This is a genomic window from Bradyrhizobium sp. UFLA05-153, from assembly GCF_054185185.1.
Map to the genome: position 1 here is coordinate 21,837 of NZ_JBBIAM010000099.1, position 13,898 is coordinate 35,734.

Annotated in this window: 21 protein-coding genes and 1 pseudogene; 12 read left to right on the forward strand and 10 right to left on the reverse strand. The window is 60.1% G+C overall.

The window, feature by feature from the left end; translation table 11 throughout:
- The first annotated feature begins 75 nt into the window (after nt 1-75).
- Nucleotides 76-870, forward strand: a complete 795-nt coding sequence (locus Q2941_RS38160; RefSeq protein WP_027527263.1) for a transglycosylase SLT domain-containing protein — start codon at nt 76-78, stop codon at nt 868-870.
- 272 nt (nt 871-1,142) lie between these two features.
- Here Q2941_RS38160 and Q2941_RS38165 read toward each other — a convergent pair whose 3' ends face one another.
- Both Q2941_RS38165 and Q2941_RS38170 read right to left on the reverse strand, forming a co-directional pair.
- A complete protein-coding gene (locus Q2941_RS38165) occupies nt 1,143-1,382 on the reverse strand; it encodes a hypothetical protein (protein WP_063621812.1) in 240 nt (79 codons plus the stop codon).
- A gap of 96 nt (nt 1,383-1,478) precedes the next feature.
- The gene (locus Q2941_RS38170) at nt 1,479-1,745 is read right to left on the reverse strand and encodes a hypothetical protein (protein WP_027527261.1); all 267 of its coding nucleotides are present in this window, start codon (nt 1,743-1,745) and stop codon (nt 1,479-1,481) included.
- A 240-nt stretch (nt 1,746-1,985) separates the two neighbouring features.
- On the opposite strand from Q2941_RS38170, the gene Q2941_RS38175 reads away from it, so the two are divergent.
- From Q2941_RS38175 to Q2941_RS38190, 4 genes are all read left to right on the forward strand, one after another.
- Nucleotides 1,986-2,201, forward strand: coding sequence for a hypothetical protein (locus tag Q2941_RS38175; protein WP_458195710.1), 216 nt, complete (start codon nt 1,986-1,988; stop codon nt 2,199-2,201).
- A 132-nt stretch (nt 2,202-2,333) separates the two neighbouring features.
- Nucleotides 2,334-2,483: a hypothetical protein gene (locus Q2941_RS38180; RefSeq protein ID WP_198031917.1), complete on the forward strand. Its 150-nt coding sequence runs from the start codon at nt 2,334-2,336 to the stop codon at nt 2,481-2,483.
- Nucleotides 2,484-2,693: 210 nt separating this feature from the next.
- Nucleotides 2,694-2,834: a hypothetical protein gene (locus Q2941_RS38185; RefSeq protein WP_156944785.1), complete on the forward strand. Its 141-nt coding sequence runs from the start codon at nt 2,694-2,696 to the stop codon at nt 2,832-2,834.
- A 1,143-nt stretch (nt 2,835-3,977) separates the two neighbouring features.
- Nucleotides 3,978-4,163: a hypothetical protein gene (locus Q2941_RS38190; protein WP_254112355.1), complete on the forward strand. Its 186-nt coding sequence runs from the start codon at nt 3,978-3,980 to the stop codon at nt 4,161-4,163.
- A 627-nt stretch (nt 4,164-4,790) separates the two neighbouring features.
- Here Q2941_RS38190 and Q2941_RS38195 read toward each other — a convergent pair.
- From Q2941_RS38195 to Q2941_RS38210, 4 genes are all read right to left on the reverse strand, one after another.
- The gene (locus Q2941_RS38195; protein WP_458195711.1) at nt 4,791-5,048 is read right to left on the reverse strand and encodes a hypothetical protein; all 258 of its coding nucleotides are present in this window, start codon (nt 5,046-5,048) and stop codon (nt 4,791-4,793) included.
- A 1,377-nt stretch (nt 5,049-6,425) separates the two neighbouring features.
- A complete protein-coding gene (locus Q2941_RS38200) occupies nt 6,426-6,602 on the reverse strand; it encodes a hypothetical protein (protein ID WP_198031916.1) in 177 nt (58 codons plus the stop codon).
- Between the two features lie 377 nt (nt 6,603-6,979).
- Nucleotides 6,980-7,303, reverse strand: a complete 324-nt coding sequence (locus Q2941_RS38205) for a hypothetical protein (protein ID WP_458195712.1) — start codon at nt 7,301-7,303, stop codon at nt 6,980-6,982.
- A 33-nt stretch (nt 7,304-7,336) separates the two neighbouring features.
- Nucleotides 7,337-7,543, reverse strand: a complete 207-nt coding sequence (locus tag Q2941_RS38210) for a hypothetical protein (RefSeq protein WP_027527256.1) — start codon at nt 7,541-7,543, stop codon at nt 7,337-7,339.
- Nucleotides 7,544-8,079: 536 nt separating this feature from the next.
- On the opposite strand from Q2941_RS38210, the gene Q2941_RS38215 reads away from it, so the two are divergent.
- Nucleotides 8,080-8,649 (forward strand): hypothetical protein, encoded by a 570-nt coding sequence (locus tag Q2941_RS38215; protein ID WP_458195713.1) that lies wholly within the window; start codon nt 8,080-8,082, stop codon nt 8,647-8,649.
- Nucleotides 8,650-8,852: 203 nt separating this feature from the next.
- Here Q2941_RS38215 and Q2941_RS38220 read toward each other — a convergent pair whose 3' ends face one another.
- Nucleotides 8,853-9,035, reverse strand: coding sequence for a hypothetical protein (locus tag Q2941_RS38220; protein WP_027527254.1), 183 nt, complete (start codon nt 9,033-9,035; stop codon nt 8,853-8,855).
- A gap of 328 nt (nt 9,036-9,363) precedes the next feature.
- Nucleotides 9,364-9,660: a DUF3551 domain-containing protein gene (locus Q2941_RS38225; protein ID WP_458195714.1), complete on the reverse strand. Its 297-nt coding sequence runs from the start codon at nt 9,658-9,660 to the stop codon at nt 9,364-9,366.
- 162 nt (nt 9,661-9,822) lie between these two features.
- On the opposite strand from Q2941_RS38225, the gene Q2941_RS38230 reads away from it, so the two are divergent.
- The 3 genes from Q2941_RS38230 (at nt 9,823) to Q2941_RS38240 (ending at nt 11,550) form a co-directional block, all read left to right on the forward strand.
- Nucleotides 9,823-10,029 (forward strand): site-specific integrase, encoded by a 207-nt coding sequence (locus tag Q2941_RS38230; protein WP_027527253.1) that lies wholly within the window; start codon nt 9,823-9,825, stop codon nt 10,027-10,029.
- A 278-nt stretch (nt 10,030-10,307) separates the two neighbouring features.
- A complete protein-coding gene (locus Q2941_RS38235; protein WP_035664644.1) occupies nt 10,308-10,490 on the forward strand; it encodes a hypothetical protein in 183 nt (60 codons plus the stop codon).
- 175 nt (nt 10,491-10,665) lie between these two features.
- A complete protein-coding gene (locus Q2941_RS38240) occupies nt 10,666-11,550 on the forward strand; it encodes a hypothetical protein (RefSeq protein ID WP_371260559.1) in 885 nt (294 codons plus the stop codon).
- A gap of 180 nt (nt 11,551-11,730) precedes the next feature.
- Here Q2941_RS38240 and Q2941_RS38245 read toward each other — a convergent pair whose 3' ends face one another.
- Nucleotides 11,731-11,898 (reverse strand): hypothetical protein, encoded by a 168-nt coding sequence (locus tag Q2941_RS38245; RefSeq protein ID WP_156944782.1) that lies wholly within the window; start codon nt 11,896-11,898, stop codon nt 11,731-11,733.
- A 485-nt stretch (nt 11,899-12,383) separates the two neighbouring features.
- Between Q2941_RS38245 and Q2941_RS38250 the strand changes: the two genes are divergently transcribed.
- The 3 genes from Q2941_RS38250 to Q2941_RS38260 all read left to right on the forward strand — a co-directional run bounded on the left by Q2941_RS38250 (nt 12,384) and on the right by Q2941_RS38260 (nt 13,584).
- The gene (locus Q2941_RS38250) at nt 12,384-12,881 is read left to right on the forward strand and encodes a hypothetical protein (RefSeq protein WP_051390146.1); all 498 of its coding nucleotides are present in this window, start codon (nt 12,384-12,386) and stop codon (nt 12,879-12,881) included.
- Between the two features lie 73 nt (nt 12,882-12,954).
- On the forward strand, nt 12,955-13,191 hold the full coding sequence (locus Q2941_RS38255; protein ID WP_458195715.1) for a hypothetical protein: 237 nt from the start codon (nt 12,955-12,957) through the stop codon (nt 13,189-13,191).
- Between the two features lie 123 nt (nt 13,192-13,314).
- Nucleotides 13,315-13,584 carry a hypothetical protein gene (locus tag Q2941_RS38260; RefSeq protein WP_458195716.1) on the forward strand — a complete coding sequence of 90 codons (270 nt, stop codon included), beginning with the start codon at nt 13,315-13,317 and terminating at the stop codon, nt 13,582-13,584.
- A 183-nt stretch (nt 13,585-13,767) separates the two neighbouring features.
- Here Q2941_RS38260 and Q2941_RS38265 read toward each other — a convergent pair.
- Nucleotides 13,768-13,898: pseudogene (locus tag Q2941_RS38265) on the reverse strand (IS481 family transposase); the annotation flags it as partial.

Below are 13,898 nucleotides of genomic sequence, written 5' to 3' on the forward strand. Positions count from 1 at the left end.
CCTTCGAATTGCGGCGCGATCGCGCGGCGGACTTGCCGACAAGCGTTGTTAACTGGCCTCCGCTATGAAGCGCCGATGAGGTCTTGCACGCGCCTGTCATGGGTCCTGTATGCCGCGCCGCTTTGTCTGGCGGTGCTCGCGGCCGGCCCAGTGCGCGCTGGCGCAGCGGATGCTGCGGCCGTCGACGTCTCCGATGCGGTCACGTCGGATAGTGTCGAAGCTCCGTCAGCCGCGGATGCCGAGCCGTTTCCGGCGCGTGCATCCGTTCGCGCGCTGATCGAGAAGGAAGCTGCGAAGACGAAGTTGCCGCCCGATATCGCAGAAGCCGTCGTCTTCGTCGAAAGCCGCTTCGATTCCACGGTGATTGGCCGCGTCGGCGAGATCGGGCTGATGCAGGTCAAGCCCGAGACCGCGGCCCTGCTCGGCTTCAAAGGTACCACGGTCGAGCTCGCCAGACCCGAAATCAACATCCACTACGGCGTGATTTATCTCGCCAGGGCCTGGCGGCTGGCGCAGGGCGACCTCTGCCGCGCACTGATGAAATACCGCGCAGGGCACGGCGAAGAGACCATGACGGCGCGCTCCGTGATTTACTGCAATCGCGCGCGCAACCGCCTCATCGCGATGAACTCGCCATTCGCGACACCAGGCGCGACCACGGCCGTAGCGCCGGATCCCGAGCCCGCGCGGACTGTCGTGAGCGCGAAACCACAAGCACGGCCGTCACCGGTCAAGCCGACCGACGTCTACGCGACCTACAAACACGGCACGGCGGCGGCCAGCCGCGCATATTGGGCCGCGCATGAAGCACGTGTCCGCGCGATCAAGGCGCGGATCGAGGCCAAGTGGCGGCGCGTGGCGTCGCGTTAGGCAAACTGCGCAGCTGCCTACGTCTCAACCAGTCTCGGGCACGCGGATACCGTCGCTCGACGAGCGCTGTGCATTCTTCGGCGACGCACAACAACTGCCTGAAATTTTCTCTGGCGCTCCCCGCGAGTTCGCGGTTCTGATCAAAGAAAAAAACGATTGAATTGATTCGCGGGGAAACGGGACATGTTGGACGCTATCCAGATCAGCGTTGCGCTTTGGGGAATGATCGTGTGCGGCGGCATCAAGGCCGCGCAACTGGCGCCAAATCTTTTCTAGAAGATCAGCCAAGTCACCACGGCTACTCCGGCCCAGATCAGGCCGCCGATCCAGGCGACCATGACGACGCCGATAGTCGCAAGATAAGCGACGCCGAGCAGATCGCGGCTCGGGCGCGGCGTCTGTGCGTCCGCGGCGTTCGTGGCTGCTGCTTCGGCGTCGTGCGTCATGGCGGGCAGGGGGCGGTTGAAGCGTCGGTTGGACTGGCCCGCGGCCGCAAGGTCCCGCGGCCGCATCGGCTGCCTTTTAGCCGAGGAATCGCGTCGCCTCTGTGATTAAATTCACAGTCGCGGCCACAATTCGTGAACCGCCGTCAACACGAGCCGGCGACTTCAGGCGGCCCGGCCCCAGTCGGCCGGCGGGGCCACCGCCTCGAGCTGCCGCTGCAGGGTGGCAACCGTCGCGTGGAGGTTATCGCGGCGTCCCCGCAGCGTCACGGCCAGCATGGGATAAGCAAGATTCGCGGGATCGGACACGCCGGCCTTGCGCTCCTCTTCCTTGATGTCGGCATCGAGGAGTTGAACCCTCCATCTGAGGTCGGCGATCAAGGCGTGGAGTTGTGTGGTGGCGGTCGCTTCGAAGCGGGACATCGGCTGCATGGCTTGCCTCACTGTGAAACAGACCCAGAGCGGGTCTGGCTAATTGGCCATGCCTGAGCAAAGCGAGTGCCAATTCGAAATGAGGGCCGAAGGCGCAAGGCGTCGTTGCCTGCATTCTGCTGCGCTCCAGCGTTAACCAAACCTGCGTTAATGACGGAACCCGGACGGGGATCGCAGGCTTAAACGGTGTGCCGGTCCCACTGCCCGGACCGGCTGCGTCGAGAGCTGGGGGTATGCATCATGTCCAAGGCCATCGAGTTGATCGTCGAAGGTTTTACGCGCATCAGGGATCGCCAGTCGCTGGAGGATCTGCGGATGCACAGGCGGCGCCTTGCCGTCGATCTCAGATCCATCGAGGGATTCGACTGTCGCCAGTCGATTGCGCAGATCGACGACGATATCGAGGTGAGCGGCCTGAGAAGCCTCGACTCGTCAGCCGCTGCGAAAGAACTTTAGCCGCCTCGAGGAAAATCCCGCGTCGATTGCGGTTTTCCCGATCATTTTGCGGGAGCGCCGCGTTGACCCCCCGCATTCATACGGGGCGAATTGTCATGCCCTTGTCCACTTTTGCGAGCCATGATCGCGGTCATGAGTGCGGAGTATGACCCCGAGAGTGAAGCCGAGGCAGCGATGAAGCGCGCTGCGGCCTCCGAAGGCGCCGACCGGCAGCGGCTGATCCAGCTTGCGCTGGCGTGGCACCAGCTCGCGCGCGAGCGGCGCGAGAACGACGCGGAGTAGGGGCGTCCAGCAACCGGGCCTCGGTGTCTTGGAACCGTTGGCGCCTGGCCGACTTGCCTTGCTGTGCCGACGACCGCCGACTGTCGGCACGTGGGAATGGCGGCCTCGGTGTGATTCCCCCGTACCAGCCGAGGCCGTTTCTGATCACGACGACGGACGCCGACGATGCGGCGATCTTCGATTCGATCCCTCCGCTCGAAGCAGACACGCATGAGCGTCGCCTGGTTCGCGATCGTTGCGGTGGCGGGCTTCGTCCTCTTCCTGTGCCTTCATTTCGGCGAACGGGCACAGCAGGCCGCCCTCGATCGGCTCGCGACGCATCCCTCGCAATCGGTTGGCCAGGGAAAGTGATCCCCTGGGATCCACTGGGCCAGACATGCCGACCGCCCGGGCCTCGCGCATTTTTGCGAAAACAACCCCATGCAAAGTAGGACGGGGGCCGACCATGCTCGTCATTCCGGGACGCGCCGTTCACTTCGCGTAGGCGCATCTGTACTATATTACCGTATATTGCCAGCAACGCTTTGCCCCAAGGGGGCACGGATTCATGGGTGGGTTTGAACAGCGCGCCAGTCCGCGCGTCGCATTAGGTGAGCTCACCTGGGTGAACGGCGACTTCGTCGGTTGACGTTGCTGAACCGGGACAAGGCAAAGGCGAGGTCGAAGCGGACGACCTCGTGACGCAGCGGTCATTCGTCGCGCGCGTCCACTCATGAAAAACAGCAGGGCTTCCGCCGCCGCGGAAGGGATGCCTCGTCGTGGACCTTTTCGAGGGTCTCTTGTTCGACGCCTGCGTCCTGTCTGTTTACACGTTACACGCCGTAGAAGATCTTGATTCCCCACAACACGATGACGATACCCAAGATCAAGCTGGCTGCCGCCAGTACACTTTCCAAGGAAGCGACTCTCATTCTACTCTCCGCTTCCCAGCCCCAATTGCGGTCTAAGTGATTCGCTGAATCCCCTGCAATTGTACGGTCGGCACGTCGCGACGTTCTCTCAGAGGTCGTGGCGTGTGCGCCACAGCCGTATTTTTTCGGAAGGGGAGTGACCATCCCGGCAGCTTGGCATCGGGGAGGTGAGGCGACTGGCTAGTCGTGTCCCGCGGGGCGCGGAGCATCCTCAAAATATATCAATGCCGGTTGATACGCACGGCACAACGTCCCGCGCACCGGCATGGTACCGACTGCGTGGGCGAGGAGCCCAGAGGGCCCGCGTATGATCATGCATCAAATGCGCCGCTCTCCGATCTCAATTGTGGAATTTGACCGATGCCACAGGCGTCGTTTTCAACGACCGGCCTCTCTGTGCCTCAAGCAAATTTCGAGCGTCAGGCGCAACGGAGAAGCCTTTCGACCTGGTTGCTCGAAGCCTTGCACTGCTCGCGGCTGCGACAGGCCGAGCGCGTCCTAAGACAATTTGCCCATCTCATCGCGGAGTCCGATCAGCGGGCAATCTCCAATACGCCCGACCTCAAGGGACCTGACAATGTCGATGAGTGAGAAATCGGAACGGAACGCCTTCATTCAGCTTCCGGCACTGAGCGAAAATACGCTGTTGGCGATCATCGCGGTCGGCTTTTGCATCCTGCACATCCTGACCGCCGTGGTTCTGGTGCCTCCTGCCGCAACCAGGACCGCGGCTCCGTCGCTAGAACGGATGCTCGCCAACTACGACTAGCTTAACGACTGGCGTGCGCACCCGCGTGTGCCTCGCAAGAAAAATGCCGAGGCTCTACAGGCTAGAGGGCACAATTTAGCACGTACCGACGGTGGTGGGTCGGGCTAATCTGTCGCGGCGGATCAAGTTGCGCCTCGCGGGGCAGACGTGCCGATCAGGGTATTAGGACGGCAGCGAACGCCATCGCTATGGGGAGCAACCCGAGACCGATCGTGCCGGCCTTGTAAACGATCCCTTTGTGAAGCAGCGGTTTGGACGGGTGACGCATAACGACGCCCTCTCTCAGTTCCAGCCACTCCAGAATGCACCCGCTGAATGAAAAGCGCTAGGCCTCCGTTTCGCGTCGCACACTCGGCTGGCTCGGGCCTGTCATTTCGTTAGATGCGTCAGGAAGGATTCGCAGGCTTTCTCAGCGTCAGCGAAAGTTTTGAAGGGCGAACTGCCCACCTTGATGGCGGGTGTATTCAGATAAGGCGGGCGCCACGAGGCCACAAAGCCGGGCTGCCCGTGAAGGCCGGGACCGCTCGGCGCTCGAAGCTAATCACGAACGAAAAGCCGCGGCCGCTCGCGCTCCAGGACAGCTACGCTTAGCGCCCGATTTTCATCTGCCTGAGTCAGTGCTCTGATTCAGCGACCTTGCGGGATCGCTTTCTCGAACAACCAGTCCAACGCCTGCGCGGGGTTCGACCAGCGCACCTCATCGATCTGTTCGGCGATGGTCAGCGCATGAGAAGTCAGAACCTCCACGTCGTGAGGATTGGCATCGGCTTTTTCGAGGATCTCTATGCACCTATTGACCGCCGCCAGATCCAGCTGGAGTTGCTCGATATTTGGCTCACGACGTTGGGCCCCCAAAACCTTCCATGTTCTTCTCTGTGCGCGCATCTTTTCCCCCTGTGCGGTCACGCATTCGTGAGTTCTGTTTGTGGCGGCAACAGGAAGCTGGGGAGACCGAATTAGGGATGTTTGCAGCCAAGGCGCCAAAGGTGGGGCATCGGCGGCTACGTCAGGCGAGTTGTATGCCCGCGTGCGGCACTGCCGAAAGCCATGCGCGGTCGGCCAGAATGGCACGCGGCAATGGAGGCGCTTATCCTGGTGGCCGAGGAGGGGGGCCAATGATGCTTGTGCGCGTTGGCCGGCTGGCATTTTAGACCTTGCAAACTTGTAACGACGTGAACACCAAGGCGCCGCCAGCTCGGCCAAATGCTGGCAAAATGTGACAGCTTATAAGCAGCTCACCCTTGGCCACACAGAAACCACTCCGATGTTATTTCAAGTCGCAATTGTTTGCCTGATCGTACTCAGCATTAGCGTTCTTGTCGCCCACGCGGTCGACGCTCTCAGGACGTAGCGAGCCCGCCGGCGTGAACCGGCGGCATGTATTCATCGGCGCGACCGCATATTTTGAAGATGCGCGCGGAAAGGCTTTGCGGTCTGCCGGCATGAGCGCACCTTGACGTCGAGCGGTCGCCGCTGATCTGGTGACTTAATGAGGTCGTCGCGCGTCCGGTGTGGCGGATAAGGGCAATCTCTTGCCAAGCTCTCTACAGCGCCAAGGAGTACCGATAAGACAAGCGCTGCCGGGCTCGAAATGCCAGTCCCCCCGGCAGCGCTCTTGTCTCAAAACCGGGCACTGAAATCCCAGTTGGTTTTCAATTAGCAAGGCTCATGCCACAGGTTTGTGACAGGGCCGAAGCGGGCCTATCAGTAGGGACCTCCGTAGGGGCTCCCATAGAAGCGAGGCGGAGGGGCAAGGCGGGTGGATACCCGTATCCTCCGCTATAGTAGGGATCCCCATACCCGGGGTCCGGATACACGTAGCCGTAGGAATAATAAGGATCGTAGTAGCCGCCACCGTAATAAGGGGCAGCAAGGGCGCCTGCGATCAGACCGCCTGCAAGAAGTCCCGCGCCTATACCCCAGCCTCTTCCATGCCAGCCGTAGCCACCACCGTGCCAGCCACCACCCCAGCGAACCTGTACCGTATTCTCAGTCGATTTCGCTAATCCGGAAAGGGATGACAGGGGTGCGGCAGAAGCGGATGCACTGACCAACGATATCGTGCCGGCAAAAAAGAGCGCGGCTGCTGTCTTGACGGTGCTCATGGATCACCTCCACTCGTAAGAGTCGAACACTTGATCAGCCAACCCTGCAAAACGCGCCGGGTTCCTTCCTGGGTCGGTTGGCGATCGTCTATCTGGTGGCACCTCGGCCGCGGTCACGGCAGCAACAAGACCGGCAACGTCATGGTCCAGACGGTCTTCAATCCGTGGGGTGGAAAGCAGGATGGGTCAGGCTCTCGACAGCAGACTTTTCCTCGCTCAGGCGCTGTTCCAAAAATTGGCGCTCAAGATCTGACAGATTGGTTTTAAGCAGGCGTCGATATCGGCTGATGTTCTTATCGTGGGCACGCAGACGGGCGAGTCTCTCGTCGGTCATGTGGCCTCCCGTATGAATGAAAGAAATCTCACACTGTCCTAATTCCCCTCCGCGAGTCCCCAACAAGGCAGCGACCCCACCTTGCGGGAAGCTTGGTAGGGTCGCCTGCTCTCGGGGCTGGGGCTGGAAGCCCGGCGGGCGATTTCAACCATAGGTCCCCAAGCCGGGAAGGAACGATTGCTCAAAAGAGGCACCTCGTTGGGATAGGCTTCACCGAGATCCCATAGCCGCAACTGGAGGCCTCAGTTTGAAGTCCGGCCGGACATCCGCGCCGGGCTGCCGCAGGCTTGGCAGACGAAACGCGCACTGGCGCGCGCTCGCGCGTGCCTCGCAAAAGAAGTGCCGCCGCTCAAATGGCGGCATTTCTCGTGCTGCTATTACTTCAGCTTGTAAGTGCCGCTCTGATGATTGCAGTCCTGAAACGTTCCAGCTTTGATCACTGGAAACGGCCCCAGCGGCAGGACCGTGCCGCTCGCGACCATGCCTTCGTATTTTCCAGTGCCCACGACATTCTCCCGGGCGACCTTGCCATCACTGCCAAGAGAAAAGTACGACAAGCGCTTATCGCCATCCTCATCAATGGCCTCGCATACCGTGGTGCCGGTGGCCTTGCCGTCGAGCGAAGCATTCATCCCCACGCAGCGGAAGGTGTGCCTGTCAAACATCCCGTCCGGAATGGTGCTTCGGACAACACCAGTCATTTCGCAACTCAGGCTGCGAAACGCTCGCGGCGTTTACGGCCGCAGGTGAATCTTGCCCAGAGCCTTCAAGCCCTTTGGAACCCACTCGATGAAGTCCTTGCGATCCATCGCGTGGTCCCACGCTATCTGCCAAGTGCTCTTCCCATTGTCGGAGGCGTAAAAGTGATCCCAGACGGCATGGCCGGTCATCAGCAAGGAAACAAAGATCACTCCGGTCAACATGAGCTGGCGTTTGGTCATGGCTGCACTCTCGTTGCTGCCCGAGACTGTGGGCTCAAGGAATACACCGCGGCCTTCACTCGCGTCTGGCTTTTTCCTCTGTGACTGATTTGCAACGGAGTGCGCCTAAGCCGGCGCCGTAGCGTGGTTACGAGCACGACGTACAGCAGCACTCCGTTCGCGAAGGTAATGAGACTAAGAGCGTGGTCCAGGTTCATCTTCGTCCTCGCCGGTTGTGCGGCCATGGAGCGGAGAGTGAAGAAAGCACCCCGATTATTCCGTGACCGCGCGCACACTCGCTGAGCCGGTCAAAACCATCGAAAATCACGGTTTGACGGATGCGAAATCCGCTCGGCATTGAATGACATCAATAGCTCGAGTCTTCCGTGTTGCATCTGTGTTGCTCAAGCCTCCAATTTTCGGAGTGATTGGTAATCGTCGGCAGACATTGCGAGACGAGAGCTGTTAGAGCGATCAGCGCGCGAATGACACACACTCTCCTGATCGGGCTCACGCTGTGACGATACATGGCCTGCCCGACTCAGTAACGGCCGCTGGTGCGTTCTACGCCGCACCGCTGGGGTAGTGCACCCATCTACGGGCTGACGCAGGCCCCTGCGGCACTCCAGCCTTTCCACGCTCAAACCACGTCGCGAAAAGACGGTATTTGGCGCGGGATCACAAGCCGGGCGCTGATTGTTTTTGTAAATGACCAGCTCTATCGTTGGACGCGGATCAATATTTGGAAGGGAAGCATGATCAGGTTTGCAGGACTGCTTTGTCTTTTGCTGTCGGTACTTACCGGTCCTGCCTTGGCCGGTACATGCGTCGTGCCGTACATCCGCACGCTTGATAATCAGACCGTGAACGGGACAATGTATGTCGTCAGCGGCAAGCGGTGCAGTATCGCTTTGCAGCGATCCGCAGGTCCGATTCACAGCGTGAAGCTGGTCTCGCGTCCCAGCAACGGGAGCGTGTCGATCAATGGCGGCCAGGTGGTTTACGTCTCCTCTGCCGGATATGTCGGAGACGATCATTTCACCTATGCCCGTCAGGGCCTGAACGCGCTCAATCAGCCGATCACGCGAACCGTCGAGGTGACCGTGAAGGTCTCGGCCAGGCTCTGAATTGCGGCGACAGTGCACTTAGTTCGTAGGGTAGAGCACTTGCGAAACCCATCAGGCTTGTCGTTCGACACCTCGATGGGTTTCGCTTTCCGCACTGCTTATAGGGCGTAGCCGAATGTTGGACGGATTTCGGCTCGGAGTGGCACTGGACGTGGCGGCGTGACATCAGCCGATCGAGGTGGCGTTCCTCTGATCAGGCACGTTCACAAGGGTCGGATGCCGGGGTTGCCGGGATTACCGGAGTTTCCTCCGATGGCAGCGCTGATAGCCTCGTCAACCGCCTTTGTGATGTACTTGCCGAGGTCGGAGACCCCTCCGCTCACGGCCTCGACTTCCTCATCGCGAAGTTCGACGCAAACTGCTTCCAAATGGTCGCGGTCGTTCATGGTCTGCTCTCCTTTGCGGGTTGGGAAGGGCGATCATTGGCTGAACCTTGGCGTGGTGCGCTTCCCAATAGAGCAGCGGGCTAAGAACGGCCGCGCATGCGATTGTCAGGAAGATGATGGTCATCGGGGTCCCCATCGGGCTCAGCAAAGTTTGTCTTGGATCATGCAGTTCTAGGAACACCACGCCGTGCTGACTGTGCCGCGCATCACAGTTCTGAGACAGTTCTGAGGGGGCGCGCATCATGCGCGCACGGGCACACCGGCAGTCGGGACTCGTGGATAGACGCACGTGGATTGAAGGAGCTGCACTCGCGGCTACACCGTCCGACTAGTAGACGCCTTGTCGCCGAGGGACGCGGCCCGGTGATGCCTGATCTGCCTGCGGCCGATATGGGTTGGCGTAGCACGTCGCCGAGAGTCCCGACGCCGTCGCCCGGCACTGCTCCAACGATGTATAGCTGCAGTCGATGGCGATGGCGCCGGTCTGCCCCCACTTCTGGAGGCAAACCGGATAATGGGGATCGTAGCGTTGAGCCGTGGCCGGAGCGCCTGCCAGGATCGTCGCCACCACCACGACTGTCCAACGTAGCGTGCGCATCGCAACCCTCGTTCTCGTCAGTGCCATTGAACAGAACACCGCCGACCTGCACAAGGTGGCCACACACGCACGCCCGGCCTTCAATATTTTCCGACGCGTCGGGCGCGCGCATCAGGCGCGCGCTACGTCCTGTGCCGAGCTAGTTGGCTCTGTTCTGCTTAGACGCTTCGGCCGCGCCTATGATGGAGCGTGCCCAATACAGGCACGCCGCCCGCGAGGCTTGCGCTCGAGCTGATCCTACAAACTGGGCACGCGCGAGCCGATGCCGTCAGGATGGGACGCCAGCACGTCAAGAGCGGCAAGCTGTCGATGCGCAGGCAAAAGACGGGAGTCCAGTTCGATATTCCGTTACCGCCCGAACTAGTCGCCGAACTGGCGCTGCATGGGCGGCTGTGAAGATCGCGAGCACGAGCATGACGGCCGGGAGCCTGAGCTATGCGCCTGATCCGGGCTCTAGTCATGCGAGCGCGGATTAGGCTCGCAGCATGGGCGATCAAGGGAAGCCTCGCGCTCGCTAGGCTCTACAGCGCCCTGATGCCTGAGCAATATCGATAGAGCAGAGAGGCCCGCCGGTTCACGCTGGCGGGCCATTATATGGAACTCTGGCGTATTGACCTAAGGTGCTATTTGCCGAACTCGTACCTGTTGGTAGCCATCCCTCGAGGGCTGAGGGAATGAAGAAGAACAATCAGGCCGAGCTAAAGAAGCTAAATGAATTGCGGAGGCTGGAGCGAATCTGCCGGGAGCATGCAGAGTTCGCTTCGATGGATCTTGAGCGCGCCGGTCTCTTGCAGGTCGCCGAAGACTGTCAGATGGCGGTCGAGGCAATCGAGGCACGGCTTTGTCAGAGTAAGTGAACGGACCCGACAGCCATGTTGAGGCTTTCAGCGAAATCCGTCGTGCGCTTTGCCGAGATGCTGGTCGGCATTGCCCTGCTTGTGTTTATAGCGATCTTTCTTCCCTGGTAGAGGGACGAAAATGCGGGGCTTCGGTCCCGCGATTTGAGCTAGCTAGAAGAAACAGTTGCAAGCCGTGTTGAACGCGGCTGCGAAGAGTGCCGGGGATGAAATGCGAAACTTGTTCCGCAACAGCGCGCTATTGCGGCGGCTGTATTATCGTACGCAGATGCTTCGCGCGCGCGGGCAATCTGATGAGACGCAAATTCTTGATCGCCTCACTCGCGGCATTCTGACGAAAACGTTCGTTGAGTTCGGGTTTCATCCCGTCCAGTTCAACTGCATCGGGCTCGCCCAAAACCCGGACTGGCACGGCCTTCTGGTCGACGGCAATGCTCGTCAGATCGCGGACGCGCGCGCCATTCTTCCCGATCGGATCAAGATCGAGGAGCGCTTCCTGACCGTCGATAATCTTGAATTTATCAAGAGTGCATTCCCCAAGATCGGAGTCCTATCGATCGATGTCGACGGCAATGATTTCTGGTTCCTGCGTGAGCTGATTGATACTCGGCCGTCTGTAATCTGCGTCGAATACAATTCCAGCCTTGGCTTGGCGCCAATTACAGTGCCCTACGATCCCGCGTTCGATCGACACGAAAAGCACCCGCGCGGCTGGTATCACGGCGCTTCCTTGACAGCCTTGGCGAAGCTTTGCGCTGCCCATGGGTACGGACTGGCCGAAGTATCGGCCGCAGGTGCCAACGCATTCTTCACCGAAGGCGGCACCCTAGACCCGCAAACTGCATGGAAGCCAAACAGGCTTCGCGAAAGCTATTCCGGTGTGCCTCACGAGGAACAATGGGAGGCAATCCGCCATTTGTCTTTTGAGACAGTTTGCTCGATGCCGGCGGCGAGCGTAGGGCCGTTCTGTGGTGAGCTTCATCGGTATCCCATAGCCGGGACCACAGGCCTATTCCAGCTGAAGTCGGGCCGCACGTCGACGCCGCGCCTTCCGCAATGATCGCTGATAGGGTGCGTCGCGGGTGCCGCTTCGCGAATAACCGCTACGTTAGCGCTGCTGTCAGAACAGGCCCAACGCGATAAAAATTCCGACCTCAGTCAGGAAAACGCCGTCGTGAGGAACAGATCGCCCATAGACATGGCCTTCCTCGCCGGTTGCCAGTCCCGTAGTCTGGCGCGCTTACCGATCCTCGGGCTCGCCTTGTTTTTCGTGAACGTCTCGTGCCTGCGCTCGCGCTAACAGCCCTGTGAGCATCTGTCGCTGTTTGTCCGTGATGTTCGGATCGGCAAGCCGTCTTCTGAAGATGATCAGATTCTCATTGTGGATGAAGTCTTCCATCGATGTCATGCGTGCCACCCCTGTGCCAGCACGACGCCATCTGTGATCCTCAACAGCAGTGCCACAAATAGCGGCAGAATTGCTGAGGAAGGCGTATCGGGCTGGTGATGCAGCGTGCTCATGGAACGGGACAACACCAGAAAGTGCAATTGTCCTTTGATACAAGTGCTCGCGACCAGAGTACGACCCGTGCCGTGAGCCACTGCTTTGAGTGGGTATCGCCGCCGCTAGCGCGTGAAGTCGCGAGCTGGGACGGATCCCACCCCCCGCGATCAGGCACCGCTACCGGTTGTCCAAAGGGACGGTTTGTCGCAAGTGTCAGTACATTGATCCAGATCAAACGCCGGTTCTCTGCCCTTCATGGAATAGCTGCCGATCTCCAGTCAGTCTGGAGGAAACCGCCGTGGCTTCAACAAGGCGGCTAGAACACCATGGACTTGACAATTCGATCAGGTCGTCGTGGCGGCGACTGATGCAAAAAGGGAGTGCTGCACATGGGATTCCTTGACGAGTTACTCGCCGGTGGGCCACGCAAGAAAGAGTACAGCGATTTCGTAGATCGATACGAACAAGGAGACCCGTCCCAAGGTTACTCCGATCAAGAGGTTCTGAAGCGGTATGCTGAAGTGTCACACGCTGTCCCGCCAGACCGGTACGCTCAGGCGGCGCAAGAGGCGCTGAGCAAACTGTCGCCGGAAGAACGAGCGGAGTTCGTAAAGATGCTGCAGGACCGCGCTGCCGCTCGTGGCGTAACGCTGCCCGGAAAGGTGGCGCCCGAACCGAAGGAACTGGGCCAGGTGCTTACTGATCTGCATAAGACGCCAGGGCAGCTCCGGGATATGCTCGGCGGAGGCGACCCTCAGCCTCAGGAGCAAGCGTCAACGTCTAATCCGATCACCGACATCCTGGCGTCCCCAATGGCAAAGGCTGTGCTCGCGGGCATCGCAGCCATGGTGGTCAAGAACGTGATAGGTCCGTCCCAAAGGGCATAGCGCGGCGCCGATCGTCAAGAAGGAGCGGTGCCGTTCCTTAATAGTGCCGCTCATTTCTCTGAGGGTCACACCCTTGAGCAGCCATTCTCTCTTGGGCACGAGCCACCCCGACCTCGGCAAGATGGTCATCGAGGCTACAGTGGCTCGCGACGCGATCCTGAGGCCTATCCTGCAAGAGATGTGGATGCCCTTGCGCGACATTGCAGCGGAATTGACCGCGCGCAACATTCCAACACCGCGCGGTGGTGATGCCTGGTCGCCAATGACGGTGATGCGGGCGATGAAGCGCCTGGGTTTCGCCGGTCCGTAAGTGGAGGGACGTAGCCGCCCAAGCCGCCAAGATGGGGTGCACTTTGCACCGTGGTTGTTTCCTCTCAGCTGGGGTAGAATAATTCGGTGCGGTAGCGATCCCTATGCCTGCGACGAAAATGGGTTGCTGTGGAAGGACGGTCGTCTGCCGCACTCTTGCGGGGGGACAATGACCAATTACGATCCTGACGCTCCGAAGACCGCCGAAGAGATCGCACTGGAAGACACGATCGCCGATCTGGCCTATCGCTTGAAGCACGCGCGCGAAGGCAGCGCCGAATACAAGTTTATCGAGCGTCAGCTCACCGGCGTCTTCCATGGCAGCGAGCTTGGCGGCCTCATCATCGAAGAATATGAGATGCGCGCGGAGCTGGCGGTGCCTCGCCGCCGTTAACGGCTGCCGGACCGGTCGGCCAGACTACCCATCACGCCCGGCGCAACAGTAAGCACACGCTCCGCCTAGCGTCGCGGGAGGGGGGAGGACCCGGGGGCATTAGTCGGGATTGAAGCGACCAAGGTACCGGTACCGGTTACTGTGGCACGTCTTCTACATCATTTTCCGCGAGGCACTTGAGTACTAGGTGTGGAGCCTCAAGAGGTTGTCCTCGGTTAGACCGAGTCGGCTGATTGCTGTTTGAGATTTTATACCCCCATGGGGTCGGTGCCAGTTGTATTGATGCAGCCAGATTGGCAGCTCCTGGGCGCGCC

Bases quoted from the DNA above. Each gene is read 5' to 3' on its own strand.
- Q2941_RS38195 (WP_458195711.1), bottom strand. From the start codon at position 5,048: ATGCGCGCACAGAGAAGAACATGGAAGGTTTTGGGGGCCCAACGTCGT.
- Q2941_RS38210 (WP_027527256.1), bottom strand. From the start codon at position 7,543: ATGACCAAACGCCAGCTCATGTTGACCGGAGTGATCTTTGTTTCCTTG.
- Q2941_RS38165 (WP_063621812.1), bottom strand. From the start codon at position 1,382: ATGCGGCCGCGGGACCTTGCGGCCGCGGGCCAGTCCAACCGACGCTTC.
- Q2941_RS38180 (WP_198031917.1), top strand. From the start codon at position 2,334: ATGAGTGCGGAGTATGACCCCGAGAGTGAAGCCGAGGCAGCGATGAAG.
- Q2941_RS38225 (WP_458195714.1), bottom strand. From the start codon at position 9,660: ATGGCACTGACGAGAACGAGGGTTGCGATGCGCACGCTACGTTGGACA.
- Q2941_RS38250 (WP_051390146.1), top strand. From the start codon at position 12,384: ATGGGATTCCTTGACGAGTTACTCGCCGGTGGGCCACGCAAGAAAGAG.
- Q2941_RS38160 (WP_027527263.1), top strand. From the start codon at position 76: ATGAGGTCTTGCACGCGCCTGTCATGGGTCCTGTATGCCGCGCCGCTT.
- Q2941_RS38235 (WP_035664644.1), top strand. From the start codon at position 10,308: ATGAAGAAGAACAATCAGGCCGAGCTAAAGAAGCTAAATGAATTGCGG.
- Q2941_RS38205 (WP_458195712.1), bottom strand. From the start codon at position 7,303: ATGACTGGTGTTGTCCGAAGCACCATTCCGGACGGGATGTTTGACAGG.
- Q2941_RS38175 (WP_458195710.1), top strand. From the start codon at position 1,986: ATGTCCAAGGCCATCGAGTTGATCGTCGAAGGTTTTACGCGCATCAGG.
- Q2941_RS38185 (WP_156944785.1), top strand. From the start codon at position 2,694: ATGAGCGTCGCCTGGTTCGCGATCGTTGCGGTGGCGGGCTTCGTCCTC.
- Q2941_RS38245 (WP_156944782.1), bottom strand. From the start codon at position 11,898: ATGACATCGATGGAAGACTTCATCCACAATGAGAATCTGATCATCTTC.
- Q2941_RS38170 (WP_027527261.1), bottom strand. From the start codon at position 1,745: ATGCAGCCGATGTCCCGCTTCGAAGCGACCGCCACCACACAACTCCAC.
- Q2941_RS38220 (WP_027527254.1), bottom strand. From the start codon at position 9,035: ATGAACGACCGCGACCATTTGGAAGCAGTTTGCGTCGAACTTCGCGAT.
- Q2941_RS38190 (WP_254112355.1), top strand. From the start codon at position 3,978: ATGAGTGAGAAATCGGAACGGAACGCCTTCATTCAGCTTCCGGCACTG.
- Q2941_RS38200 (WP_198031916.1), bottom strand. From the start codon at position 6,602: ATGACCGACGAGAGACTCGCCCGTCTGCGTGCCCACGATAAGAACATC.